The sequence below is a fragment of the Melioribacter sp. Ez-97 genome, from assembly GCF_051488665.1.
Taxonomy (GTDB): domain Bacteria; phylum Bacteroidota; class Ignavibacteria; order Ignavibacteriales; family Melioribacteraceae; genus Melioribacter.
In genome coordinates this window covers 69,944-93,735 of record NZ_JBPSEG010000004.1, presented here as the reverse complement: position 1 = coordinate 93,735, position 23,792 = coordinate 69,944, and the positions used below count along the sequence as shown (strand labels likewise).

The window sequence follows — 23,792 nt, the reverse complement described above, 5'->3', positions numbered from 1 at the left end:
GGAGTGAAATGAAAAGATTTGTGTTGATGATGATTTTGATGCCAATGATCTCAATCTACGGGCAACGCATTGGCAAGCTTGCGCCGGAAAAACCAAACGAAGTATTTCCGGAGAACAGCTGGGGTATTGACATTATGTTCGGTGAAGGCGGATTCGGATTAGGTACTTTCTTCAGAAAAAGTTTGAGCGAAAATATTACCGGATTTGCCGACCTTTCCGTATCGGAATCGAAAGACGAGAGGGAAATCGAATATATCGATCCGTATTTCGGTATTCCGTATGTTATCGGGAAAAAGAACCGGGTATTCCTCATTCCGCTTAATTTCGGAGTTCATTACAGATTGTTCAGTAATACGCTGACGGATAACTTAAGACCTTATGTAAATGCAGGCGTCGGTCCCACGTTTGTACTTACAACTCCCTACGAGAAGGAATTTTTCTCCTCTTTCGGAGACGCTAAAATGCATTATGCCGCAGGCGGATATGTAGGCATCGGAGCAAATTTCGGAATCAGCAAAAAAAATCTTGCCGGGCTTAACGTGCGTTACTATTTTATTCATATGCTCGACGACGGAGTAGAAAGCCTTGAAGGAAAAGTGCGCAAGGATTTCGGACATATTTATATAACCCTGAATCTCGGAATAATGTATTGATGATGAAGCGAAATTTGAATTATTAAAAAAGGCTGCCCGCAAGCAGCCTTTTTTTATTTCCATTTTATAGTGCATCCGATTGTAAAAGTCTCGGGCACGGATATTTCTTTACCGGCGAGCAATTCGTCGAGAGCGTCCCTCAGGTAATTTTGCTTTACTGCCGAAGGATCCTGCCAGTTGTCGTCTATCTTGCCGTGAAAGCGGAGCTGGCGGCTTTTATCGAACAAAAAGATTTCCGGAGTGTGAGTCGCTCCGTATGCTTTTGCTACTTCCTGCGTTTCATCCCGCAGGTATGGAAAATTAAATTTCTTCTCGGCGGCTCTCTTTTTCATCTCCTCGAACGAATCTTCGGGGTAGTTCACGTCGTCGTTTGAATTGATTGCCACGACTTGTACTCTTGGAGCATAGTCTTCCTGAATCTTTATTATTCTGTCTTCATATGCCTTTACGTAAGGGCAGTGATTGCAGCTGAAAATGACAATTAGCGCATCTTTGTCTTTGAAATTTTCGAGAGAGTATGTCTTGCCGTCAACGCCTTCCAGACTGAAATCGGGCGCTTCGGAACCGAGTTTTAATGTTTCTGTAGCCATAGTTTTCTCCTTTTTTCTGTATATGATTAATAAGCTTATTGACCAGAATATTATTCCCGTTATAAAAACTTCCCAAAGAAATTCTACCGGTGAACTCGAATGAATTCTTTCTTTAACGTTCCACATAAACGATATTAGAATTAAAATTGTTCCTGTCGACGAAAGCATAATAGCGCCGCGATTTACGGGATGCTTCCCTTCTTTTGTCCTCGACTCCAGAATATAATATAAGATAAAAAACAACGATACGATAACCGGAGCCAATACGGGCGATATCCACGGTATCGGTATCAAAAAGAGCAGATCGTCGTCGAAAAGCGAATACGGCCAACCGATCAGGATTTTGAGCCATATGTAGTAGAAAATATCCCATATGCCGAATGCCATCAGAAATGACGCAAACCGTTTTCGAAAAGTTGTTCCATATATATACGAGACCGCCGTTAACATCAGCAAAGTGGAAATTTCTCTTCCGACTTCTATTATTAACGTCTCAAGTTCAATCGGTTGCAAAGGGAAACGAAAACCGGCGGGGTAATAGATTTTTCGCAGATAAACCACTACGCTCGCTTCAAGATAAGCCATCGCAATCGAAAACAAAACCAGATATAATAATTTTTTGTTCATCTTTGCCCTGCGGTATTCGGATATTAAATTTAAGAAAGCAGTCAGAGAATTGAAAGCTGAATGCCGTTTATAGTTGAAAACTTCGACGAATATTTTTATTTTTTCGATGCCACTGCGGAAGCGGTGGCAATTTTTTTTTACGAAACGACAAAAATAGAAAAAGGAGTTATTGAAGTGGCACATTTTGTATACTTGAGTAAAGAGCGTATGCGGGAAATCGAAAAAGAACTTAATGAATTGAAAACAAACGGCAGAAAAAAAATGGCGGAAAAAATTGCCGAAGCCCGCGCGCACGGCGATTTATCGGAAAATGCCGAATACGACGCCGCCAAAGAAGAACAGGGTCTCCTGGAAATGAAAATTAGTAAACTCGAAGAACTCCTTTCGAGAGCCAGAATAATTGACACATCGAATATGCCGAAAGACCAGGTTCATATTCTTTCTACTGTGAAAGTAAAAAATCTTAAAAATCAAAAAACCTACACATACACTCTCGTATCTCCGGAAGAAGCAAATCTCGAGGCGGGTAAAATTTCAATTTCTTCGCCTGTCGGACAGGCGTTAATAGGAGCTAAGGTCGGTCAGACCGTAGAGGCAAAAGTTCCGGCTGGCATTATAAAATTTGAAATCTTAGAGCTGGAATAAATTGCAAGAAGAATCGTACATTCAAATTACGCTTCAATTGGCGGAAAAAGGGAAAGGGACGGTAAGCCCGCTTTCCCTTAGAGGCGTAATTATTGTAAACGAAGGTAAGATTGTTGGCGCCGAATTTCTCAAAGACCGTTCGTCGGAACAGCCAGAATTTATTCTTTTATCGAAATTAAAAAACATTCCGAAAGGTTCCGTACTCTATTCGAATATTAATCCGGTTATCGCTTCCGGCGAAGAAGAAAGATATATCTCGCTTTTTAGAAATTCGGGCATCAAAAAGATGGTCTTCGGCGTTCTGGACAACAATTCGCTTTTTTACAATAAAATAATGAAAAAATTGAAAGAAAGCGGAATCTCGATAATTTCCGGAGTGATGGAAAAAGAATCGTTCGATTTAAACCGCTTCTTTTTGAAATACAGCTCTTCCAAATTGCCTTATGTTACTTTGAAAATGGCGCTTACTCTCGACGGAAAAATTAGCGACATTAACGGCAATTCGAAGTGGATTACTTCCGTAGAATCGAGAAGTTTGGTTCACGAATTGCGCTCCGAGTACGATGCCGTGCTTGTCGGGTACAATACCGTTAAAACCGACAAACCTTCTTTAACGGTTAGACTGGTCGAAGGACGCAATCCAAAACGAATTGTGCTCGATTCCCGTCTGGAACTCAAACCGAATTCGGACCTCGTACGAAAAAACAAAGATAATAACCTGATAATTGTTACCGACAAAAAAAACAAAGACCTGCCGAAATTGGCTAAATATTACGAAGCCGGAGTCGAGTTTATCTTTGTGCCTGTAACTTCGGAAGGGATGATCGACCTCAAGTCGCTAATGAGAAAACTTAGCAAATTGAAAATTACTTCGATACTCGTTGAAGGAGGGGGCAGAGTTTTTTCGTCGTTTATAAAAAGCAAACTCGACGACGAGATTCTGTTGTTTATTGCTCCAAAACTGCTCTGCGAAGGAATTCCATTGTGCAGCGGGCTCGGAATAAACAGTCTTTCTAAAGCTTATAAATTCCAGATGAACGACGTGCGAAAAATCGGAGAAGATGCTTTGATTCGTCTTACGAGAAGGTAAGGGCTCTGAATGATTAAAAAGACCGAAGAAAAAGTAATTAAATTTATCAAAGAACACGAACTTGTCAGTGAAGGAGACAAATTACTGATTGCTCTCAGTGGGGGACCCGATTCGGTTTTCGCCCTTTCGTTTTTTATCAAATACTCCGGAAAATATAAATGCTCGCTCCACGCCGTCCATTTCGATCATCATCTGAGAGGGAAGGAATCCGACCGCGACCGTGAGTTTGTTATTTCTCTCTGCAATAAACTAAAAACACCTCTTACCGTAATCGATCTGAATGTAAAGGAATTTGCAAAAAAGTATAAACTCTCGATTGAAGAAGCCGCCCGTAATCTGAGATATGAAAAACTCTTCGAGCTCTCGAAAAAAATGAATGCCAAGATTGTTACGGCACATAATAAAAACGACAATACCGAGACGGCGCTTCTCAATTTAATCGCCGGAACCGGGTTGAACGGCATTTCGGGAATTCCTGTTAAAAGGGATAATATCATTCGTCCTCTGCTTGCATTAACCAAGGATGAAATTTTATCGTATCTTGCCCGCAGAAATATCGATTACAGAATCGACCGTACAAATCTTAAAAACGATTACAGGCGGAATTATATTAGAAATAAAATAATTCCTCTCCTTAAGAAGATAAATCCGTCTCTCGACGAAGCGGTTTTTCGTACGTCCAAAATTATTGAGAGTTATTCTGATTTTATAGATCATGAAATTAATAAAATCGCGGAAACGTTTTTTACCGTTAAGCAAAATAAATTGTCGGTAAAAACTTCAGCGTATAAGAATACGGAAACAGCGCTCCTTAACGATGCAATCAGAAAAGCGGTAAGGAACATCTGGAAAGCCGAACTCGATTACTCGGATTTGAAATCAATAGCAGGGTTGAAACAAACGGGTAAAACAATCGAATTGAAAAACCGGCTCTGCGCCGTTAGGCAAAGAGGAGTTATTACAATTTATGAAAGGGAAGAAGGAGGGGAATTAAGCGCAAATCTTACGCCGGGAACCTCTGTTAATATTCTGGGGCGTTCGATGGGAATTGATGCCGTCGACAAAACCGAAGTCGATTACGCAAAATCCGGAAAAGTTGAATATATTTCGGGAGACAATTTATCCGATAAATTTACCGTAAGAAAATGGGAAGCCGGCGATAAATTTATTCCGCTGGGAATGAGAAATTTTAAGAAAGTTTCCGATTTTCTTACGGATTCCAAAGTGGCTCCCGTCGAAAGGAAAAATCAGCTTGTCGTGACCAACGGGAACTATATTGTCTGGGTCGTCGGTTTAAGGATAGACGATCGATTTAAAATATCAACAAATACAAGGAAGATATACAAGTTATGGATGAAATGATTAATCCCGTTAATAATGAAATATGGGTCGGAACGGAAAAGTTTGTGCCCTACATTACCGAAGAAGAGATTCAAAAAAGAATAAAAGAATTGGGCGAGGAGATTTCCGCCGATTATAAAACGAAATTACCGATTTTTATCGGAGTTTTGAACGGCTCGTTCATGTTTATGTCCGACCTGATGAAACATATTACAATCAAATGCGAAGTCGACTTTTTCAAACTGTCGAGCTACGGCGATTCAAAAATCAGTTCGGGCAACGTTAAACTTATCAAAGACCTGAACGCCGACATTTCCGACAGGCATTTGATTATCGTTGAGGATATAGTGGACAGCGGCTTATCGATAAAATATATCGAAGAATTGATTGCCGAACACAATCCCGCCAGCATGAAAGTGGTTTCGCTGCTGGTTAAACCGGGCAGTTTAAAATATGACGTTAAAATTGATTATATTGGATTTGAAATTAAGGACAAATTTGTAATCGGCTACGGTCTCGATTACGCCCAAAAATACAGAAACTTAAAATCTATTTATGTATTGAGTGAATAAATTGAGGTTATAAAGGAATGCCAAACGAGTATAAAAAGAAAAGTTCTAAACCGAAAAAACCGCTGAACAATAACAACGATCAAAGACCCGACGGTGAATTCGACTGGTCGAAAATCATAAGAACGGTTTTTAGCTGGGGCGCAATTATAGTAATTGCCGTCATTATAATGCAATTTATGCGTACAGGAGCGGAAAACGCCGTTGAAGTGCCGTATGATGTTTACGAAAGCTTTTTGAATCAGGATAAAATTGCCGAAGCAAAAGTATATAAAACCGACATTAACGACTACCGTTTCGAAGGAAAACTCAAATCGCAGGAAAACGTCCGTCTGAACGGAGTGAATGTAGAAGTTAAGGTCTTCGTTGTTACTCTTATCGAGCCTGTTTTATCCGAACAGGTAAAATTGTGGAAAGAAAAGAACATTAAGTTTACATTCGTCAAAGATACGAACGAATGGACGACCATTTTATTGGGATTCCTGCCATGGATTATCTTATTCGGCGTCTGGATTCTTTTATTCAGAAGAATGCAGGGCGGAGCCGGAGGCGCCAAAGGCTTGTTCAACTTCGGTAAAAGCCGCGCAAAGCTGATCACCGAATCGGCTATAAAAGTTACATTTAAAGACGTGGCGGGCGCGGACGAAGCTAAACTGGAGCTCGAAGAAATAATCGAATTTCTGAAAGAGCCGGGTAAATTTCAAAAATTGGGCGGTAAAATACCGCGCGGCGTACTTTTGCTGGGACCTCCCGGAACCGGCAAAACTTTACTGGCTCGCGCAGTTGCAGGCGAAGCCGGCGTGCCGTTTTTTTCGATATCGGGAGCCGATTTCGTTGAAATGTTCGTGGGCGTCGGAGCAAGCCGCGTACGCGACCTGTTCGAGCAGGGCAAGAAAAACGCTCCGTGTATTATTTTCATAGACGAAATTGACGCCGTCGGGCGGCACAGAGGAGCCGGACTGGGCGGCGGTCACGACGAGCGCGAACAAACTTTGAATCAGCTTCTGGTCGAAATGGACGGCTTCGAACAAAACAGCGGCGTAATTATTATTGCTGCTACAAACAGACCCGACGTTCTCGACCCGGCATTGCTGAGACCCGGCAGATTCGACCGACAGATTGTAGTCGATCGTCCCGACGTAAAAGGCAGGGAAGGTATTCTCAAAGTTCATACCCGTAAAATTCCTCTCGATTCCGACGTCGATTTAAGCGTGCTTGCAAAAGCTACCCCCGGATTAGCCGGCGCCGAGTTGGCAAATCTGGTTAACGAAGCCGCTCTGCTGGCTGCGCGTAAGAATAAAAAGAAAGTCTCAATGGAAGATTTCGAGGAAGCCAAAGACAAAGTGATGATGGGAATGGAACGCAAGAGCCTTATTATATCCGAAGAAGAAAAGAAAATTACCGCATATCACGAAATCGGTCATGTGCTCGTTGCTAAAATGCTTCCCGAAGCCGATCCGGTTCACAAAGTTACAATTATACCGCGCGGCAGAGCTCTCGGCGTAACTACTTACCTGCCGGTCGACGAAAAACATACTTATTCGAAAGAATACCTCGAATCGATGATTACTTATGCACTCGGAGGACGCGCTGCGGAAAAAATCGTATTCAAGCGATTTACTACCGGGGCGGGAAACGATATCGAAAAAGCCACCAATATCGCCCGCAAAATGGTTTGCGAGTGGGGAATGAGCGAAAAATTAGGACCTCTTTCTTACGGCTCTAAAGAAGAAGAAATTTTCCTCGGACGTGAAATTACACGGCATAAAGATTACAGCGAAAAAACAGCCCAGGAAATCGACGACGAAATTAAGAATATTGTTGTGACTTGCATGAACAGGGCGGAAAAAATTCTTTCAGATAATATCGACTTGCTCCATAAACTTTCGAAAGAATTGCTCGAAAGAGAAATTCTCGACGGCGAAGAAATCGAAAAAATTATCAAAGGAGAAGAACTGCCCCCGGTAAAAAGGAATAACAGCGAAAATAAAAAAGAAAAAGACGAAGTCCCGGAACATGTCAAGCAATTACTCGAAGAAAAAAAGAAGAGAGAAACCGGAGACAATAACGATAAGCCGGATAATGCCGACTGATTACGCTACTATCGACTACAAAAACGAAGTGCTCAGAAAGGCAATCCATCTGTGCTCGTTATCGATTCCGGTTATCTATTACCATATAACCAGGGAGCTGGCGCTCAGTATACTTGCGCCCCTTCTGGCAATCTCCCTTATAATCGACCTCGGCAGGTATTATATTAAGCCGGTCAGCGATTTCTTCTATAAGATATTCGGATTCCTTCTGCGTAATCATGAAAAAGACCATTCGACAAAAAGATTGAACGGCGCGACTTATGTCTTGATTTCCGCCGTTATTGTAGTGTCGGTTTTTCCGAAGGTAATTGCCGTTACGGCTTTTGCTGTTTTGATTATAGGCGATATTGCGGCTGCTCTCGTCGGCAGAAAATTCGGGCATACTCCGCTCTTAAGAAAAAGTCTCGAAGGTACTTTCGCATTTTTCTTCTTTTCAGGACTGGTTGTGCTTTTCACTCCTAAAGTAACTGGCGGCGTGGCGGAATATTTTATCGGATTTGCCGCAGTAGCAGTCGGAGCGATTGTAGAAAATTTATCGGCGGGATTTCTGGATGATAATCTAACCATTCCGATTTCTGTGGGAATTGTTATGTGGATTTTGTATGCGCTTCTGTTTCCCAATATGTCGCTCGTTCTTCATAATGTTCCTTACTGAAACAATTGCCCAAAGCCCCGTGTATAAAGTCAAAAAATAGAATTGAGTCATGAAAACAAGAAATCTATTACTTATTCCGCTATTGATTGCATTGGTAGCAGCCTGCGATGCAAAGAAAAGCGCCACAGGCAACGAAGACGAAATTTACGTCTTCGCGGATTCCACCGAATACGAACAGATCGAAGCTTCGCTGTTGACGGTTTTTAGCAAGATAATCTATACGCCGCAGCCCGAAAATTTGTTTATCCTCATTCGAAAAGATATCTCCGAGCTCGACAAATACAAAAACAAAAAGAACATTATAATTGCCGCTCCTCTCGGCAGCGGTTCGAATACTTCTAAGTATATCGACGGTTTGCTCGACTCTCAGGTTAAGGAGATGGTGCGCCAGGATTCTGTTTTTGTGATTAATAAGTACGACTTGTGGGCCAGAGGACAGCTGGTTATGATACTTACGGCTAACGACCTGACCGGGCTTAGCAAAAAAATTCTGAACGAACATGAAAATCTGCTCTACTATTTTCAGAAAATCTCCAACGAACGTCTCTTCAAGAGCTTATACAATTCACGATACGAAAAGAAAGAAATAGAAGCCAAGCTGCTCAAAAATTACGGATGGCTTATTTACGTTCAGGCGGATTACCATCTGGCAATCGACAATCCCGAACACAATTTCGTATGGCTGAGGCGGGCTCCGGGCACCGATATGGAAAGATGGATTTTCGTTCACTGGATCGACAATGCGTCTCCTCTGCTTCTGAATAAAGATTCTGTTTATGCAATTCGAAACAGGATTACCGAAAAATTTTACCGCACTTCGGACGATTCTAGTTACGTTATAATCGAAGATAATTACAGAACGACTAAAGAAGTCAATTTCCTGGGACGTTACGCACTGATGACTCAGGGATTATGGAAGATGGCGGACGGTTCGATGGGAGGTCCGTTTATTAATTATACGTTTTATGACGAACCGACCAGACGGTTGTATATGCTCGACGCTTCAATTTATGCGCCTAAATATTATAAGAAGAAATTGATTCAGCAGGTAGACGTCTTACTGCAGTCGTTTATGACAGAACGCGAAGTCGATCCCGAGAAAAAAGAAGAATTGCTCGAAGAGCTCGAATAATCGGCTCAAGACGTATATTTATCGAACAGCCGGTTGTTTTCCTTTACAATGGCGTTGAATTGATGCATGAATTCTTCCGGCGCTTGATCGAAAAATGCAGCCAGTAGATTTTTCTTATCGGATGCCAGCGGCACGATTGTGCTTTTGGTATTGAATATTATTTGAATTGCGAGTTCTATTTCTTTTAGTTTTTTGTAGTTTTTAGCCAGGGTTTCAAAATCATTTTTATTAATATTTTCAGCCAGGAATTCCAAGGTGTAATTTGTCGGCTTGCCGAAAGTGGATTCGAAAATATCAACGCTGGAAAGCGCAATAAACTGAGTCAAAAAATCGATTGTCAGAAGTCCGCCGCGTTGTTTCTTTATATTGAACGTATCGCCTGTTCTGAGTATCTCGTCTTTCTGTATCCTTTTGTACATCTCCAGAATATCTTTTTTAAGACTGCCGGTTTCTGATTCGTTTACTCTATTTATTACTTCTTTCCCGAAATCTTCGAATAATTCCGGATTGCCCGTTATCATACGAGATTTCCATAAAGCCTGTAGTTCCCACGTGCGGGCTCTGCTCTTCAAATATTGTTTGTAATTTGATATATCCCAGACAAGCGGCGAACTCTTTCCTTCGGGTCTAAGACGAAAATCGATTTCAAACGTCGGAAGTTTGTCCTTGAGCTTTCCGAGTATTTTCTGAAATATGGCGTGTATATCGGGATGTTCTGTGATATCATCCGTAACTACTATTAAATCGATATCCGACGCAAAGTGCATTTTAATTGTGCCGTAGCTGCCCAGCCCCGCAATGAAAAACGGGAATTTATCTTTATAGTTGTCGCATTCTTCGCGGATTACCGAATCGATGAATTCACACAAAATTTCCGAAACTCTGCTTGCGTCGATAAAGCCTAAAGCGTATTGGAGCGACGCGGTAAGTATTATCTTGTTCAGATTGAAATTACTAAGGTCGTCGAACAAGTTTTTCAGAAATACTTCTCCGGAAAGGAACGACTCCTCGGCTGGTTTATCCATTACAATTACATCGACGGCTTTCGAAGCGAACTCGCATATTCGCAAAAAGCCTTTGAATAAATCCTCGTTGGAAAGCTGCGTATACCAGATTGAGGGGAATTTTGTCGATCTGATAATTTTCGTGAAATTTTCGAGGGCAATATCTGGCGACGCCGATTTCTTCAGATACGAAGCTAACGGCTTTTCCAATGCGGAAAAAAGCTCAATTGTCCGTGCGTCAAACTGTTTCTGCTCCAGGTAGCCGATTCCGCTGCGGAGGTATTTGAGATTTTTTCCGGCGCGATTTATATCGGCAAATATTATATCGTCGAATAAATCCGATGACTCTTCTTCCGGCTCGCCGAGTATGTCGTTATATATTTTCCTTACTTCGTTTCTATACGTTTCCAATTTCTTATTGAACTCCGTCGGATTTTTAAATCCGAGATAGTTGCAAAGCTTGAAAAGCAGTTCGCCTTCTTCCGGAATCAAATGGGTCTGAGTGTCGTTCATCAATTGAAGGAAGTGCTCGATTCTTCTATAAATAATGTATGCGGTTCTAAATATTTCGGCTTCTTTGTCGCTTAATAATTTATGCTTATTTAGTACTCTTAAGGCATTTAATGTATTGCCCGTTCTCAGCTCTTTTATTCTTCCGCCGTTTAACAATTGCAGAGCCTGCACGGTAAATTCGATGTCTCGAATTCCTCCTGCAAACAATTTCACGTTTTGGTCGGATTTGTTATGAAGTTCAATGTTTGCCTTCATCTTTTTGATTTGAGCCTTGAGCGGTTTGGTGAATGATGAAGGGAAGATGTAGGGTTGCAGAAAATCATAAAACTTTTTGTAAAGCTCTCTGTCGCCCGAAACATAATCGAGTTTAATGAGCATTTGCCTTTCCCAATCTTCGCCGCGGGCTTCGTAATAACGGGCGTAGTCCGCATACGATTTACACAGCGGCGAATATTTGCCGTCTGGTCTCAATCTGAAATCAACGCGGTAAATGTAACCTCTTTCCGTAATTTCAGTTGAATATTTTATGTATAGCAAAGCCGCTTCCGACAAAATTTCGTGGTATTCTTTATTGCCGTACGACCGGTTCTCGTCGTAAAAGAGAAGCATGTCGACGTCCGAACTGTAGTTCAGTTCGTTGCCTCCCAATTTTCCGAGAGCGCATAAACAATATTTGTTGTCGACGTCTTTCAGATCGTATTTTTTCAAAATTTCCGAATAACAAAAATCGAATAAAACTGAATTGACAACTTTTGCAAGCGCTGACAGCTGATAAGTAATTTCTTCCAGATTTTCTATCCCCAATAAATCGGTTAAACCGATTTTTAGAATATATCTTTTTTTGAATTGGCGTATGTAATTTAGTTTTGCGTTGACGGTTGAATATCTGCCGATACCCGAAATCAATTCGTTTTTCAGTTTGTTTTCTTCGAGGGAGCGCTCGAGATATTCCTGATCGAAAGTCTGGTAAAGATATTCCGGATTGCGCACGATTATGTCCGTGAGATAATTGCTGCTGGCGGTAATGGCTATTAGAATTTCCGTATGGCGGGGATAGACTAAAAGCTCGTTTAAAAAACTGCGTTTATCGTAGATGGCGTTGAGAGCTCTGAGCAAATTTACTTCGGAAGAAGGAGAAAAATAATATTTCGAGGCTTCCTCTTCGAGAAGACTTAAAACCGACTCGAATTCATCGGAGCGGAGTAAACCCTCCGCGAGTTCAATGAACCTGTTCGTAAATTCTTCGGAAAATCGAAATTTCTTTTTACTCATATCTTTAAGAAGGTTTGAAAACAAAGATAAGAATATTCCATTCCAATTTTAACAGAATGAAGAAACAATCTGAAGTATCTGCTTTATAAGTGTGTAAAATGACGTTGAATTGCATTTCAGAACCTCATTATTTAACTTTCAACTTCGAAAAACAGGAGTGATTGATGATTAGTACGCTTTTGAAAAAAATCTTCGGAGATAAGAATACCAAAGCCTTAAAAGAATTATGGCCTGTAGTCGACAAAATCAACGAGGAATACGAAAAACTAAAAGACTTAACCGACGACGAACTGAGAGCAAAAACCGTTGAATTTAAGGAGAAAATCCAGTCTGAGACTGCGGAAATCCGCAATAAAATAGATGAACTCAAAGAAAGCCTGGCTCATATAGAGGACGCCGACGAAAAGCATAAAGTTTACGACGAAATTGAAGAGCTTGAAAAAGAACTCGACGATAAATACGAGGAAATTCTAAATGAAATTTTACCCCAGGCTTTTGCCGTCGTTAAAGATACGTGCAGAAGGCTTGTCGGCAAATCGTGGGAAGTTGCCGGATCGAAAATTACTTGGGATATGATCCCGTACGACGTGCAGCTCTTGGGCGGAATCGTACTGCATCAGGGTAAAATTGCGGAAATGGCTACAGGCGAAGGTAAAACTTTGGTGGCTACTCTGCCTCTCTATCTGAACGCTCTTACCGGAAGGGGCGTCCATCTTGTAACCGTAAACGATTATCTGGCTAAACGCGACAGTCAATGGATGGGCGAAATTTTCAAATTCCACGGACTAACCGTCGGATGTATACTCAATAATATGGCGCCGGAAGACAGAATTAAAGAATACAACTGCGATATTACATACGGCACTAATAACGAATTCGGATTCGACTACTTGCGCGACAATATGGCGATCGATAAGAGTCACTGCGTTCAAAGAGGTCACAATTATGCGATAGTTGACGAGGTCGACTCGGTGCTTATCGACGAAGCCAGAACTCCTCTCATTATCTCCGGTCCGGTCGAAAAAACCGAACATAAATTCGACGAGATGAAACCCCGCGTCGAACGTCTTTTCAGGAAACAAGCCAATCTGGTCGCTTCGATAGTTAAGGAAGCCGAGAGCTTGCTTGCTACGGGCGACCCTAAGGACAGGGAAAAAGCCGGCGTCTTGCTTTTAAGAGCCTATAGGGGATTTCCGAAAAACAAAGCTTTGATGAAACTTCTTTCCGAACCCGAATACAAAAAATTATTGCAGCAGACCGAATTGGAATTCCTGAGAGAAAATGCGAAGAGAATGCCGGAAATAGACGAGGAACTCTATTTTGCTATCGACGAAAAGCTCAATCAAATCGACCTGACCGAAAAAGGTCGTGAAGAATTAGCCGCCGGCAGCAACGAAGGCAAAGAATTTTTTGTTATTCCCGACCTCGGCACTGAAATAAGTAAAATTGAAAACGATCCGAATCTTTCTCCGGAAGACAAACTTAAAAAGAAAGACGAACTCTATAAATTATTTACAGAACGTTCCGACAGAATTCATACTATTAATCAGTTATTAAAAGCATACACGCTCTTCGAAAAAGACGTCGAGTATGTTGTTACAGAGGACGGTAAAATTGCAATAGTCGACGAATTTACTGGCCGTATTCTTCCCGGCAGAAGATATTCGGACGGTCTACATCAGGCAATCGAAGCAAAAGAAAACGTTAAGGTCGAAAGAGACACTCAAACCCTGGCTACGATCACACTCCAGAATTATTTCAGGTTGTACAAAAAACTTGCAGGTATGACCGGTACTGCCGAGACGGAAGAAAATGAATTTTATGAAATTTATAAGCTGGAAGTCGTTGTCATTCCTACAAACAAGCCGGTTATAAGAGTAGACGAGGACGATGCGATCTACAGAACTAAAAGAGAAAAGTACAACGCTGTTATCGAAAAAATAAAAGAATTGCGCGAACAGCGCCGCCCGGTATTGGTGGGTACTACGAGCGTGGAAGTATCCGAAACTTTGAGCCGTATGTTGAAGAGACAGGGAATACCGCATAACGTATTGAACGCAAAACAGCATCAGCGGGAAGCTGAAATTGTTGCTTATGCGGGTCAGCCCGGCGCCGTTACGATAGCGACCAATATGGCGGGACGCGGTACTGATATTAAACTGGGAGCGGGCGTAAGAGAGCTGGGAGGTCTTTATATACTCGGTACTGAAAGACACGAATCGCGCCGCATCGACAGGCAGTTGCGCGGTAGAGCCGGAAGACAGGGCGATCCCGGTACTTCCAAATTTTTCATTTCGCTCGAAGACGATCTGATGAGACTCTTCGGCGGCGACCGGATAACTTCGGTTATGGGCAGACTCGGCATGGAAGACGGCGAAGCGATTCAGCATCCGATGATAAGCCGATCCGTCGAAAGAGCCCAGAAAAAAGTCGAAGAAAACAACTTTGCAATCCGTAAAAGACTGCTGGAATTCGACAACGTTATGAATCAGCAGCGCGAAGTGATTTATGCAAAACGACGCCAGGCTCTCGAAGGCGAACGCCTCAAAGGCGAAATTATGGAATACCTCGAAGAGTACGTTGATTCCCTGGTCGAAGAGAATTTTGACGAAGGTAATTTCGATGTAATACACGACGAGTTGTTCCAAAGGATTCTTGTCGACATAAAATTCGAGCCCGAAGCGATTGAAAAACTCGGCAAGGACGGAATGAAGGAAAAAATCCTGGAAGCGGCAAAAGATTTTTATAAGCGTAAAGAAGAGATGCTCGGCGAGGAATTGATGTCGCGGCTCGAAAGATACGCCGTTCTGAGCGTTATCGACGAAAAATGGAAAGAGCATCTGCGCGATATGGACGACCTTAAAGAAGGTATCGGACTGAGAGCTTACGGTCAGAAAGATCCGCTGCTCGAATACAAAGCCGAGGCTTTTAAGTTGTTCGTTCAATTGCTCGACACAATTAGAAATGAGATTATCTCTTTTGCATTCAAATTCTGGCCACAGGGGGCAGTCGAAGTTCAGGAACGGAGCAGAAGGCAGCCTTCAAGAATAAGCACAATAAAAGATTCCGCCGACAATCTCGGTCTGAGAGCGCAGCCTCAGGAAGACACTACGACTATGGTCAAACAAAAGCCCGTTCGAGTTGAAGAGAAAATCGGCAGAAACGACCCGTGCCCGTGCGGCAGCGGAAAAAAATACAAAAATTGCCACGGCAAACTTTCTAATTAGAGGACTTTATGAAAAAAATAGAAGCCATAATTCGTCCTTTCAAACTCGACGAAGTCAAAGAGGCTCTCCTCGAAGTCGGGGTCAGAGGTATGACCATTACTGAAGTCCGCGGCTACGGACGACAAAAGGGTCATAAAGAAACTTACCGCGGAAGCGAATATCAAATTGAATTCGTTCCCAAAATTAAACTCGAAGTCGTAGTCGACGAATCGATTTTCGAAAAAGCAATCGACGCAATCTTGTCGACGGCGAAAACCGGACAAGTAGGCGACGGCAAAATTTTTATATCCGATATTTCCGACGCAATCAGAATACGCACCGACGAATCGGGCACCGAAGCGCTTTGAAATTTAACGGTAATTATATGTTCAAGAGAATATTTATTTTCACTACGCTCGCGTTTCTGTTCTATTCTTGCAGCCTATGGAAAAATTTCACCACTTATTTCAATACATATTACAATGCAAAGACTATCTTTGAACGCGCCGAAGAAGATTTATTGAAAGAACAAACCGATCCTTTTGCTTTCAGAACTGAAAAAGCACGTCCTCAGCTCGATAAGGAATTTACGAGAGTTATTGAAAAATGTTCAAAAATATTGCAGTTCGACACCGAGTCTTCCTATGTTGACGACGCTTTGTTCCTTACCGGAAAAGCGTTCTATTATCAACAGGAATACGCCAGGGCGCAGCGGAAGTTTATCGAATTGTCCGCAATTCCGGAATCGGACTACGCGCTCGAAAATAAACTGTGGCTGGCTAAAACTCATTTGCAGCTTAGAAATTTCGAGGAAGGTTTAAGGCTTATAGAAGAAGTTAAACAAACGGCTCTAACCGAGGAAGAATATGAATTATTCGAAAAAGCTTCTATTACAAAGATAGCGTTCCTTCTTTTCAGAGAGCGCTACGAAGATGCCGTAGCCGAGTGTAATGAATTTCTTAAAAATGCCGAAGACGATGAAACCGTAGCGTTAATCTACTATCAACTCGGTAAAATCTATCTGCTTCTGGACAATAAAGAAAAAGCTCTCGAATCTTTTGCCCGTGTTCTCGACTTCTCTCCCTCATTCGACGTCGAATTCGAAAGCAGAATCGAATATGCGCGACTTATGCGAGACCTCGGAAAAGTCGACGAAAGCGAGGAATTGATTAATGATTTATTGGGCGAAGGCAAATTTAAAGAGCAGGAAGACAGAATAGTCCTGGAACTCGGTAATATTTATTACGAGAAAGGAGATATTGATAAAGCTCTGGAAATCTACAAGGATATCGATACCACTTACAAAAAGAAAAATTCCGCGGTTTCGGCGGACATTATGATCGGCAAAATTTATGAAATATATAAAGGGGATTTCGACAGCGCGTATAAATATTATAATAAAGCTGTTACGTCTCCTTTGATTGACAAAGATTTGAAAGCCGAAATAGTCTCACATAATAAGGTAATGGATAAATATTTCAAGCTAAACAACGAGATTAACGATTTAAACCTGCAATATGTTTATGCGGTCAATCCCGACAGGTTCATTCGCGATTCGGTTGACTACGACATTGCGTTTAAACAGTATGTGGCGCAAAACAGGCAGAAGATGGAACAGAACAGAACGAGAACCAACAATCCTTTGAGAAGAGGAAGAGGAGATGAACCGCAGCAGGATACTGTCGCTGTGAGCGACACGACGGCAAGCGACACGACTAATTTGTCCGAGAAGAATCTTTCTTTAATCGAACTGATTGCAAAAGGGAAAGCTAAAAAACCTTCTCGCCCTGCAATTAGCGTCGACTCGATTAAATCTTTGATTGCCGGGAACCTGTTCGAAAAAGGAAATCTTTTCTATTCGGAGCTCAACAACACAGATTCCGCATTGGTATATTTCAATAAAGTTCTCGAAGAATATCCCGAAAGTCAGTACAAAGTAAACACGCTTTACGCGCTCGGCACTTATTACGAGTCGAACGGAGAAAAAGAAAAAGCCGACAGTCTTTTCAGAATAATATACGACAATTATCCGGGGCATAAATTATATACGGCTGCAGGCAAACAGCTCGGCTTAATCGAAGATGTAACAGAAGTTAAAGAAGCGGAAGACCCCGTTGAAAAATTATACGTCGAAGCAGAGAAAAAATATTATCAGAAAAATTATCACGATGCCATAGCGGCATTCAAAAATATTTATCTTCAACATCCGCGTTCACCGTATGCCCCGAAATCAATTTATTATATCGGATTTATATACGAGGAACAGGCGAAAAACGATTCGGCGGCATTTTATTACAGAATTCTAACTTCCAAAGATTACCTGTCTACCCCATACGGCAAAGCGGTGGCGGCAAAGTATAAGACGTATCAGGACGAGCTGGAAAGGGTGGAAAAGGAAAAAGCCGAAAAGCTGAATGAAGCTAAAGATACGGTAAAGGTAAAAGAAACTTCCGACAATAAAAACTTGCCCGATTCGGTTAATCGGAAAAAAGAATTGATGAAAAAGGAGTTGATGCAAAAAGAAAAACCCGATGAATCCAAACCGGATACACTAAAACCCGCCGTTATACGAAACGAGGAAAAAGCCGATTCTGCCAAGAAAAAGCTTTTGAAATGAACCGCAGGAAAATATTTGAATTGATCGAAGGAGGAGAAAATCTTTATGTGGAATTCAAACAACGTTTTTCCTCCTACGAAAAAATCGCCAAAGAAATGATGGCTTTTGCCAATACGCGCGGCGGCTACTTATTGATCGGAGTTGACGACGATAAGACAATTTACGGAATAGAAAGCGAAAAATCCGACCTCGAGTTAATCGAAAAAACCGCGCGGGAATTTATAGAACCGCCGGTTGAATATTCCACGTTTGTCGTTCCGGTTAAAAACAAAGAAATATTGGTGGTCGAAGTAAAAGAATCGAATATCAAACCTCATCGTCTGCAGGATTATCAGCAAAATCTGGATTTGAACACCGCGCTTGTTTACGTCAGAATTAACGATAAGAGCGTCCAGGCCAGCAAGGAAATGATTAAATTGTTACAGACCCAATCCTCCGGAGTCTCATTGAAAAATTATTCCCTTGGAAAAAATGAAAAGATAGTTTTTGAATATCTCGATAAATATGAAACAATAACGGTCAAAACGCTATGTAAAATTGCAAATATATCGGAGCGTAGAGCGTCTCGAACTTTGATAAAACTCGTGCGAGCGAATATTTTGCTCATTCATATCAACGACAGGGGCGAAAGTTATTTTACTTACGCCGGATGATTATTTTGTATCGTAGATTCTTCTCAAATCGAATATCGAGATGCCGTATGCTACCGCTACGTTTAAAGACTGCTTAATTCCGTATTGCGGAATTTCTATCGAAAAGTCGCACAGTTCTAAAATATCGTCCGTCACGCCGCTGATTTCATTTCCCACCACAAGACAAAGAGGAAAATCGTTTTTGGTAAGGTTATAATACGGCTGGCTTTTGTCGGTCAATTCCAAAGCGCAAATTTTTATTCCTTTTGACTTCAGTTCGCGGATAACGCTCTTAGTATCTTTTGCATATTCCCACGCCACGCTCTCTTCGGCGCCGAGCGAAGTTTTAAGCACTTCTTTTTTGGGAGGAGCCGGAGTGAATCCGCATAAATAGAGCTTTTCGACCATGGCTCCGTCGGAAGTGCGTAATATCGAGCCGACGTTATAACTGCTTCTGATATTGTGAAGAACGGCATAAACCGGCAGCTTATTGACGCTGTGAAGCGTTTCCAATGTGCTTCTGTTTTTTGAAATTTCTTCGTGCGATAATTTTCTCATAGTCAGATTTGTTTGTCGGTTAATTTCAATCCTATTATTCCGATGATGATAATCATAATAAAAAAGATTCTTAATAAGTCTTTCGACTCGTTAAAGAAGAGTATTCCGTAGACAACGGTACCGGTAGCCCCGATTCCTGTCCATACTGCATAAGCAGTGCCGATCGGCAATTCCTTTGAACCGAGAGCCAGAAAATAAAAACTAAGGAGCATTGTTATAATTGTAAATATGCTCGCATTCAGATTAGTAAGTCCGTTGCTGTACTTTAATCCCACGACCCAGCTTATTTCGAACAAAGCGGCGATAAAAATGTAGATCCATCCCATAAGAAAAATATTTTTTCGGTAAAGATAATAAATATGGAATGATATTACTTAAGAACTTTGAAATAGAGCGTATCGGCAAGATACGAACCGAATACGCCGATTGCGTCGCCTTCGAAATTCATCAACGGCTCATGAAAATTGCCGTCGGGATCCTGAACGCTGCCGTGTGTTAACAGGAATCGACGGAAATTTTCGTCCCCCGCATAAATTGTCAATCTGTATCTGCCGTAGAACCACGTGTCGAGCCATTCGATATTGTACTCGATTTTTTCCGCGGATGAATTTACGAATTGCAGCCATTTTAACTGATTTCTGAAATTATCGAAACTTTCGTCGAGGTCGTAAGAATCTATTTCGATATACGGATTTTCATATATAAAAGAAGAATACGACGCGTCGAGCGCGACGATGGAAAACACGTAAAAGCCGGCTCCCGGAGACGGCTTAAATACTACTTTGAAATTCTTGACTTTACCGTCCTCGCCGGTTTGACGGTACTTCATCGAATCAAGTATCGATTCTTCCCGTATTACTTCGAAACCTTTTGCCGGCGTAGTGGTTGTTGAGGAAGCTTTTAGTCTGTTCCCGTCGATATCCGCTTCGATTGTAAGCCGGTAAGATTTATTGTAATCCACAATAAAATCGGATGCGCCGTCGAATGAAAATGTGGAATCGTTATAAACCAGAGCCTCGGTTCTGCCCGTTTCCATGTCGGTAATTTTTACGTCTGCATTTTTTAGAATTAGAGAGAAAGGATTGGGCTGAGTGTTAATGGGGAAGTTTCTTGTTATTCTGATTCCCTTTATCGGATTGCCCGGAATTAAATAGCCTTCCACTACAATTTTCGGCTTGTACTGTCCGGAGCCGATTTCAACGGTTCCTTCGCCGCATGCAGCCATTAACAGGCTCAATATTGCCAATAAATATTTTTTCATATTCTTAGAATTTTATTGTAATTCCCACGCTCGGAAGTATTGGAAACATAGTTACGTTTTTTACTTTCAATTTCGCGGTATTGTTTTCTATTTCGTTTTCGTATTGTATAAACCATACATTTTTTCTGTTGAGAAGATTAAATACCTGAAGATAAGGAGAAAGCGACCAGCCGTCGTATGTTATTTTGTAATTGAGACTCAAATCGAGCCTTGCGTAGTAAGGCAGCCGGAATTCGTTTATGCCTGAAGGATAGAGCTGCAAACTGTTTTTGGTTATGTCCCAGTCGGGAACCGAGTTGGCAATATAGACCGATGCTGGAAGCGTTATCGGCTGCCCGGAAAAGTAAGTGAAATTTAAACCCAGATTCCATTGCTTGTCGCTGTTTGTAAATTCTCTGCCGTTTAACTCGTTGAAAAGATTGTTTAAATCTGCATTGAGAACAAAATTAATTGCGTGAGTTCTGTCGTGGCGCGGATTGAAATAATTGTTCTTGTTCACGTTGTCAATCAGATATTCGGTTTGTGCGTATGAGTATGCCAGCCATCCTGTTAAAGCGCCCGCGTCTTTTCTCAGTAAAATTTCAATTCCTCTCGAATATCCGTCGCCCCGATTGAATAATCCTTTGGTAGAAGCAAACACCGGCAAATTATCTTCGGTATATCCCTGAGGTTCGACTTCGGCGCGGTAATTCGAGTTGAATGAATAGATGTTATTGTAAGTTTTGTAATAACCTTCGATCTCGAATTCGATATTGTTTGACAGAATCCTTTGATAACTGAGTATGTAATGATTCGAACTGGAACCGTTAATATAATCGTCGGCGCTTACCCAAATACTCACGAAGAATAACCTCGGTATCCTGTTTGCATATTGATGAAATATTCCGGTTGAAAATTTAAGATTGCTTTTTTCGGTAAGTCTGTACTTTACGGTCAAGCGCGGATCGAGATTGCTGAAATTTCTGTCCGAAACGAAATAGTCGTATCGTATACCCGCTTCGATATCCCAGAGCGGATTGGGCGCCCATTGCGAGCTGAAATAAAACGAATAGAGAGTGCGGTGTTTCGATACGTCGATGCGCGCCGAGGTGAATTCCTGCTTCAACGCCCCGTTAATATTTTTCTGTTCGAATCCGAATTTAAAATTAAATTCTTTGCTGTAGAAATAATCGACCGCTCCCTTGATTGTAAAATCCTCGATTCTGTTTGCCTCGCTGAATTCCACTATATCGATATTAAAATCGGAAAAAAATCTGCTGGCTGTAATCCAAAAATTTCCAAAGAGCTTCGGCGAAAAGATAGTTCTCCAGTTGATGCTTCCCGTCTGATTTCCCCAAACATACTTGAATCCGAAGGACTGCGGACGGTCTTTGTCCAATTTAAAATCGAGGTAGTCAATACCGCCGTAGAAACTTACGCTTAGTTTATTCTTGTTATTAATGTCGAAAAAGGCTTTTAAGTTTCCGTCCAGAAAGTAATAGTCGGGTATATCGTCTATTACTTTTGCCAGCGTCTGGTCGAGATAAGTGCGTCTTAAAGAACCGGAAAGCGAACCGATTTTGCCTATCGGGGTTTGCAATGTGGTGTTCAGGGTAAGCAAACTCAACGTAGCTTTCCCTTCGAAATTATTTCTGTTTCCATCGTTGTTTATAACGTTAATCACAGCCGAAAGGCGACCGCCGTATTCGGCTCCGAAGCCCCCTTTATAAACTTCCACTTTTTTGATTGCGTCGGTATTGAAAGTTGAAAACAATCCGAAGGCATGTTCGGGATTGTAAACGTCAGTGCCGTCGATTAAAAATAAATTTTGATCGGGCGTGCCGCCTCTCACATAAATTGCCGACGAAAAATCGGAAACGGGAACTATGCCGGGCATGCTTTGCAGCGTTCGGAGGAGGTCGGCTTCCACAACCTGAGGCACTTTTCCCAATTGTACGGGCGAAAGGTCGATTTTAGAAACAGGTTTATTGAATAATCTTTCGGGCATACCGACCGAGTCTGCAGAAACAACAACTTCCCGGCTTACGACAGCTCCGGGTTCCAATTTAATGTCGAGTCTCTTTTCTTCGCCGTTTTTAATTGTAATTTTTGTTTGAAAAGTTTTGTAACCGATATAACTCGCAATTAACTCGTGCGATCCTTCGGGAATATTCGGAATGGCAAAGTAACCGCTGCCGTTCGAAGCGGCGCCCAGGTTAATTCCTTTCAGATAAATATTCGCGCCTATCAATGCCTCTCCGTTGGACGCGTCGTATATAAATCCGCTTAATGTCCCTTTCCCTTGCGAAAAAATAAGAGTAGTAAAGAGAATATAAATTAGTATCGACTTTTTCATACAAAACAAAGAATATTCACCGGTGTTAGACGAATTAATTACGAAGAAGTCAGCGGCGCTTTACTTCTTTCAAGTAGAGAACTCTGCCCGATTCCTTATCCGTGCATTTGACAAAATAATTGTCCCCGGTCAAATTTTGAAATTCGGTTAATATAATATAATTGCAATTACACCTGCACAAATTGGCGGCAGTGTCCCGAACCGATATTGTAATTGTATCGCCGAGCGCTTTACTTTCGACTGCGAAATGATTGGAATCGGGACAGCAATTACCGCTTACGCAAAATTCAACAACTAATTTTTCGAAAAAGCTGTAGTTAAAGCAACTGTCCGCTCCGGCTTTCTCCAAATTATTATATACCAGAGTCTGGCAGCCGGGCAATTGCTCGAACCGGAAATTATAAGTTTCCGGCTCGAAATTCGTTTCCTCGCAGCCGCAGCACAGAATAATTATCGCAATCAGAACGAGTGCGCGATTTTTCATTAATACCCTCGCGTTCTTAATTTCAACGCCGTTTTATATCCGATATCGTGTATTTCCGTATTGTCGCTGAAAAGTCCCCACCTGTTTATAAGTTCCATCCTTTCGTAGAGAACCAGAGATTGTGAACGCGTGTCGTATACCTTTATTATAAAAGGCTTGTAAGAAACGTTTCTGTCGTGCGCGGGCGAAGTGCGGGGTTTAATGTCTTCGTCGATTCTTCCGTAGACTATTAAATCGCAGTCGATTATTTTTTTTATCGAATCGGCAATCTCGGAATCGATATCGTTAAATGAAATATCGAGACTGTCGAGTTTATTCCAGACGCTGTCGCTTGAAAGAACTATATAATCTTCTCTCATAAAACCCGTTTTGAGAGAATGATATAATTCGCTTGATACGTTGAACTCTCTTTCGTAAAAAGGCAGTATTAAAACGGTTTTTGCTTTTTCCACTTCCGATTGAGAATAAACTTGAATAAACGAAAGCAGGATGATGATTACTGCTTTCATGGTTGC

The 23,792-nt window shown here is 41.7% G+C and carries 20 protein-coding genes; 12 read left to right on the top strand and 8 right to left on the bottom strand.

Annotated elements, in window-relative coordinates:
• Positions 1–8: 8 nt before the first annotated feature.
• Positions 9–653 carry a hypothetical protein gene (locus ACSSWA_RS06825; RefSeq protein ID WP_437355812.1) on the top strand — a complete coding sequence of 215 codons (645 nt, stop codon included), beginning with the start codon at positions 9–11 and terminating at the stop codon, positions 651–653.
• A gap of 53 nt (positions 654–706) precedes the next feature.
• Here ACSSWA_RS06825 and ACSSWA_RS06820 read toward each other — a convergent pair whose 3' ends face one another.
• Positions 707–1,870: a thioredoxin family protein gene (locus ACSSWA_RS06820; RefSeq protein ID WP_437355811.1), complete on the bottom strand. Its 1,164-nt coding sequence runs from the start codon at positions 1,868–1,870 to the stop codon at positions 707–709.
• A 174-nt stretch (positions 1,871–2,044) separates the two neighbouring features.
• Between ACSSWA_RS06820 and greA the strand changes: the two genes are divergently transcribed.
• From greA to ACSSWA_RS06785, 7 genes are read left to right on the top strand one after another with little or no spacing between them, the layout of a single operon-like run.
• Positions 2,045–2,515 (top strand): transcription elongation factor GreA, encoded by a 471-nt coding sequence (greA, locus tag ACSSWA_RS06815; RefSeq protein WP_014855120.1) that lies wholly within the window; start codon positions 2,045–2,047, stop codon positions 2,513–2,515.
• Position 2,516: 1 nt separating this feature from the next.
• On the top strand, positions 2,517–3,605 hold the full coding sequence (gene ribD / locus ACSSWA_RS06810) for a bifunctional diaminohydroxyphosphoribosylaminopyrimidine deaminase/5-amino-6-(5-phosphoribosylamino)uracil reductase RibD (RefSeq protein WP_437355810.1): 1,089 nt from the start codon (positions 2,517–2,519) through the stop codon (positions 3,603–3,605).
• A 9-nt stretch (positions 3,606–3,614) separates the two neighbouring features.
• The gene (gene tilS, locus ACSSWA_RS06805; protein WP_437355809.1) at positions 3,615–4,967 is read left to right on the top strand and encodes a tRNA lysidine(34) synthetase TilS; all 1,353 of its coding nucleotides are present in this window, start codon (positions 3,615–3,617) and stop codon (positions 4,965–4,967) included.
• Positions 4,964–5,518: a hypoxanthine phosphoribosyltransferase gene (gene hpt / locus ACSSWA_RS06800; protein WP_437355930.1), complete on the top strand. Its 555-nt coding sequence runs from the start codon at positions 4,964–4,966 to the stop codon at positions 5,516–5,518. Before tilS ends, hpt begins: the two co-directional genes overlap by 4 nt.
• A 17-nt stretch (positions 5,519–5,535) precedes the next feature.
• On the top strand, positions 5,536–7,608 hold the full coding sequence (gene ftsH / locus ACSSWA_RS06795; protein ID WP_437355808.1) for an ATP-dependent zinc metalloprotease FtsH: 2,073 nt from the start codon (positions 5,536–5,538) through the stop codon (positions 7,606–7,608).
• Complete coding sequence (locus ACSSWA_RS06790) at positions 7,598–8,263, top strand: diacylglycerol/polyprenol kinase family protein (protein ID WP_437355807.1); 666 nt, start codon at positions 7,598–7,600, stop codon at positions 8,261–8,263. The genes ftsH and ACSSWA_RS06790 overlap by 11 nt, the downstream gene beginning before the upstream one ends.
• A gap of 49 nt (positions 8,264–8,312) precedes the next feature.
• Complete coding sequence (locus ACSSWA_RS06785) at positions 8,313–9,395, top strand: DUF4837 family protein (protein ID WP_437355806.1); 1,083 nt, start codon at positions 8,313–8,315, stop codon at positions 9,393–9,395.
• Between the two features lie 5 nt (positions 9,396–9,400).
• Here ACSSWA_RS06785 and ACSSWA_RS06780 read toward each other — a convergent pair whose 3' ends face one another.
• Positions 9,401–12,184 (bottom strand): hypothetical protein, encoded by a 2,784-nt coding sequence (locus ACSSWA_RS06780; RefSeq protein ID WP_437355805.1) that lies wholly within the window; start codon positions 12,182–12,184, stop codon positions 9,401–9,403.
• A 164-nt stretch (positions 12,185–12,348) separates the two neighbouring features.
• Here ACSSWA_RS06780 and secA point away from each other — a divergent pair, with 164 nt between their 5' ends.
• Genes secA through ACSSWA_RS06760 form a run of 4 tightly spaced genes read left to right on the top strand, consistent with a single transcriptional unit; the run spans position 12,349 to position 18,660 of the window.
• Positions 12,349–15,411: a preprotein translocase subunit SecA gene (gene secA / locus ACSSWA_RS06775; RefSeq protein WP_437355804.1), complete on the top strand. Its 3,063-nt coding sequence runs from the start codon at positions 12,349–12,351 to the stop codon at positions 15,409–15,411.
• Between the two features lie 8 nt (positions 15,412–15,419).
• On the top strand, positions 15,420–15,758 hold the full coding sequence (locus tag ACSSWA_RS06770) for a P-II family nitrogen regulator (protein WP_437355803.1): 339 nt from the start codon (positions 15,420–15,422) through the stop codon (positions 15,756–15,758).
• Positions 15,759–15,775: 17 nt separating this feature from the next.
• Positions 15,776–18,007: a tetratricopeptide repeat protein gene (locus ACSSWA_RS06765; protein WP_437355802.1), complete on the top strand. Its 2,232-nt coding sequence runs from the start codon at positions 15,776–15,778 to the stop codon at positions 18,005–18,007.
• Positions 18,004–18,660 carry an AlbA family DNA-binding domain-containing protein gene (locus ACSSWA_RS06760; RefSeq protein ID WP_437355801.1) on the top strand — a complete coding sequence of 219 codons (657 nt, stop codon included), beginning with the start codon at positions 18,004–18,006 and terminating at the stop codon, positions 18,658–18,660. Before ACSSWA_RS06765 ends, ACSSWA_RS06760 begins: the two co-directional genes overlap by 4 nt.
• Here the strand turns inward: ACSSWA_RS06760 and ACSSWA_RS06755 are convergent, their stop codons facing one another.
• Genes ACSSWA_RS06755 through ACSSWA_RS06730 form a run of 6 tightly spaced genes read right to left on the bottom strand, consistent with a single transcriptional unit; the run spans position 18,661 to position 23,786 of the window.
• Positions 18,661–19,197, bottom strand: a complete 537-nt coding sequence (locus ACSSWA_RS06755; RefSeq protein ID WP_437355800.1) for an RNA methyltransferase — start codon at positions 19,195–19,197, stop codon at positions 18,661–18,663.
• Positions 19,198–19,199: 2 nt separating this feature from the next.
• Complete coding sequence (locus tag ACSSWA_RS06750) at positions 19,200–19,523, bottom strand: DMT family transporter (RefSeq protein WP_437355799.1); 324 nt, start codon at positions 19,521–19,523, stop codon at positions 19,200–19,202.
• 44 nt (positions 19,524–19,567) lie between these two features.
• Positions 19,568–20,458: a DUF4249 family protein gene (locus ACSSWA_RS06745; RefSeq protein ID WP_437355798.1), complete on the bottom strand. Its 891-nt coding sequence runs from the start codon at positions 20,456–20,458 to the stop codon at positions 19,568–19,570.
• Positions 20,459–20,462: 4 nt separating this feature from the next.
• Positions 20,463–22,793: a TonB-dependent receptor gene (locus ACSSWA_RS06740; protein WP_437355797.1), complete on the bottom strand. Its 2,331-nt coding sequence runs from the start codon at positions 22,791–22,793 to the stop codon at positions 20,463–20,465.
• A 49-nt stretch (positions 22,794–22,842) separates the two neighbouring features.
• Positions 22,843–23,277 (bottom strand): hypothetical protein, encoded by a 435-nt coding sequence (locus tag ACSSWA_RS06735; protein WP_437355796.1) that lies wholly within the window; start codon positions 23,275–23,277, stop codon positions 22,843–22,845.
• Positions 23,277–23,786: a hypothetical protein gene (locus ACSSWA_RS06730; RefSeq protein ID WP_437355795.1), complete on the bottom strand. Its 510-nt coding sequence runs from the start codon at positions 23,784–23,786 to the stop codon at positions 23,277–23,279. Before ACSSWA_RS06730 ends, ACSSWA_RS06735 begins: the two co-directional genes overlap by 1 nt.
• Positions 23,787–23,792: the final 6 nt, after the last annotated feature.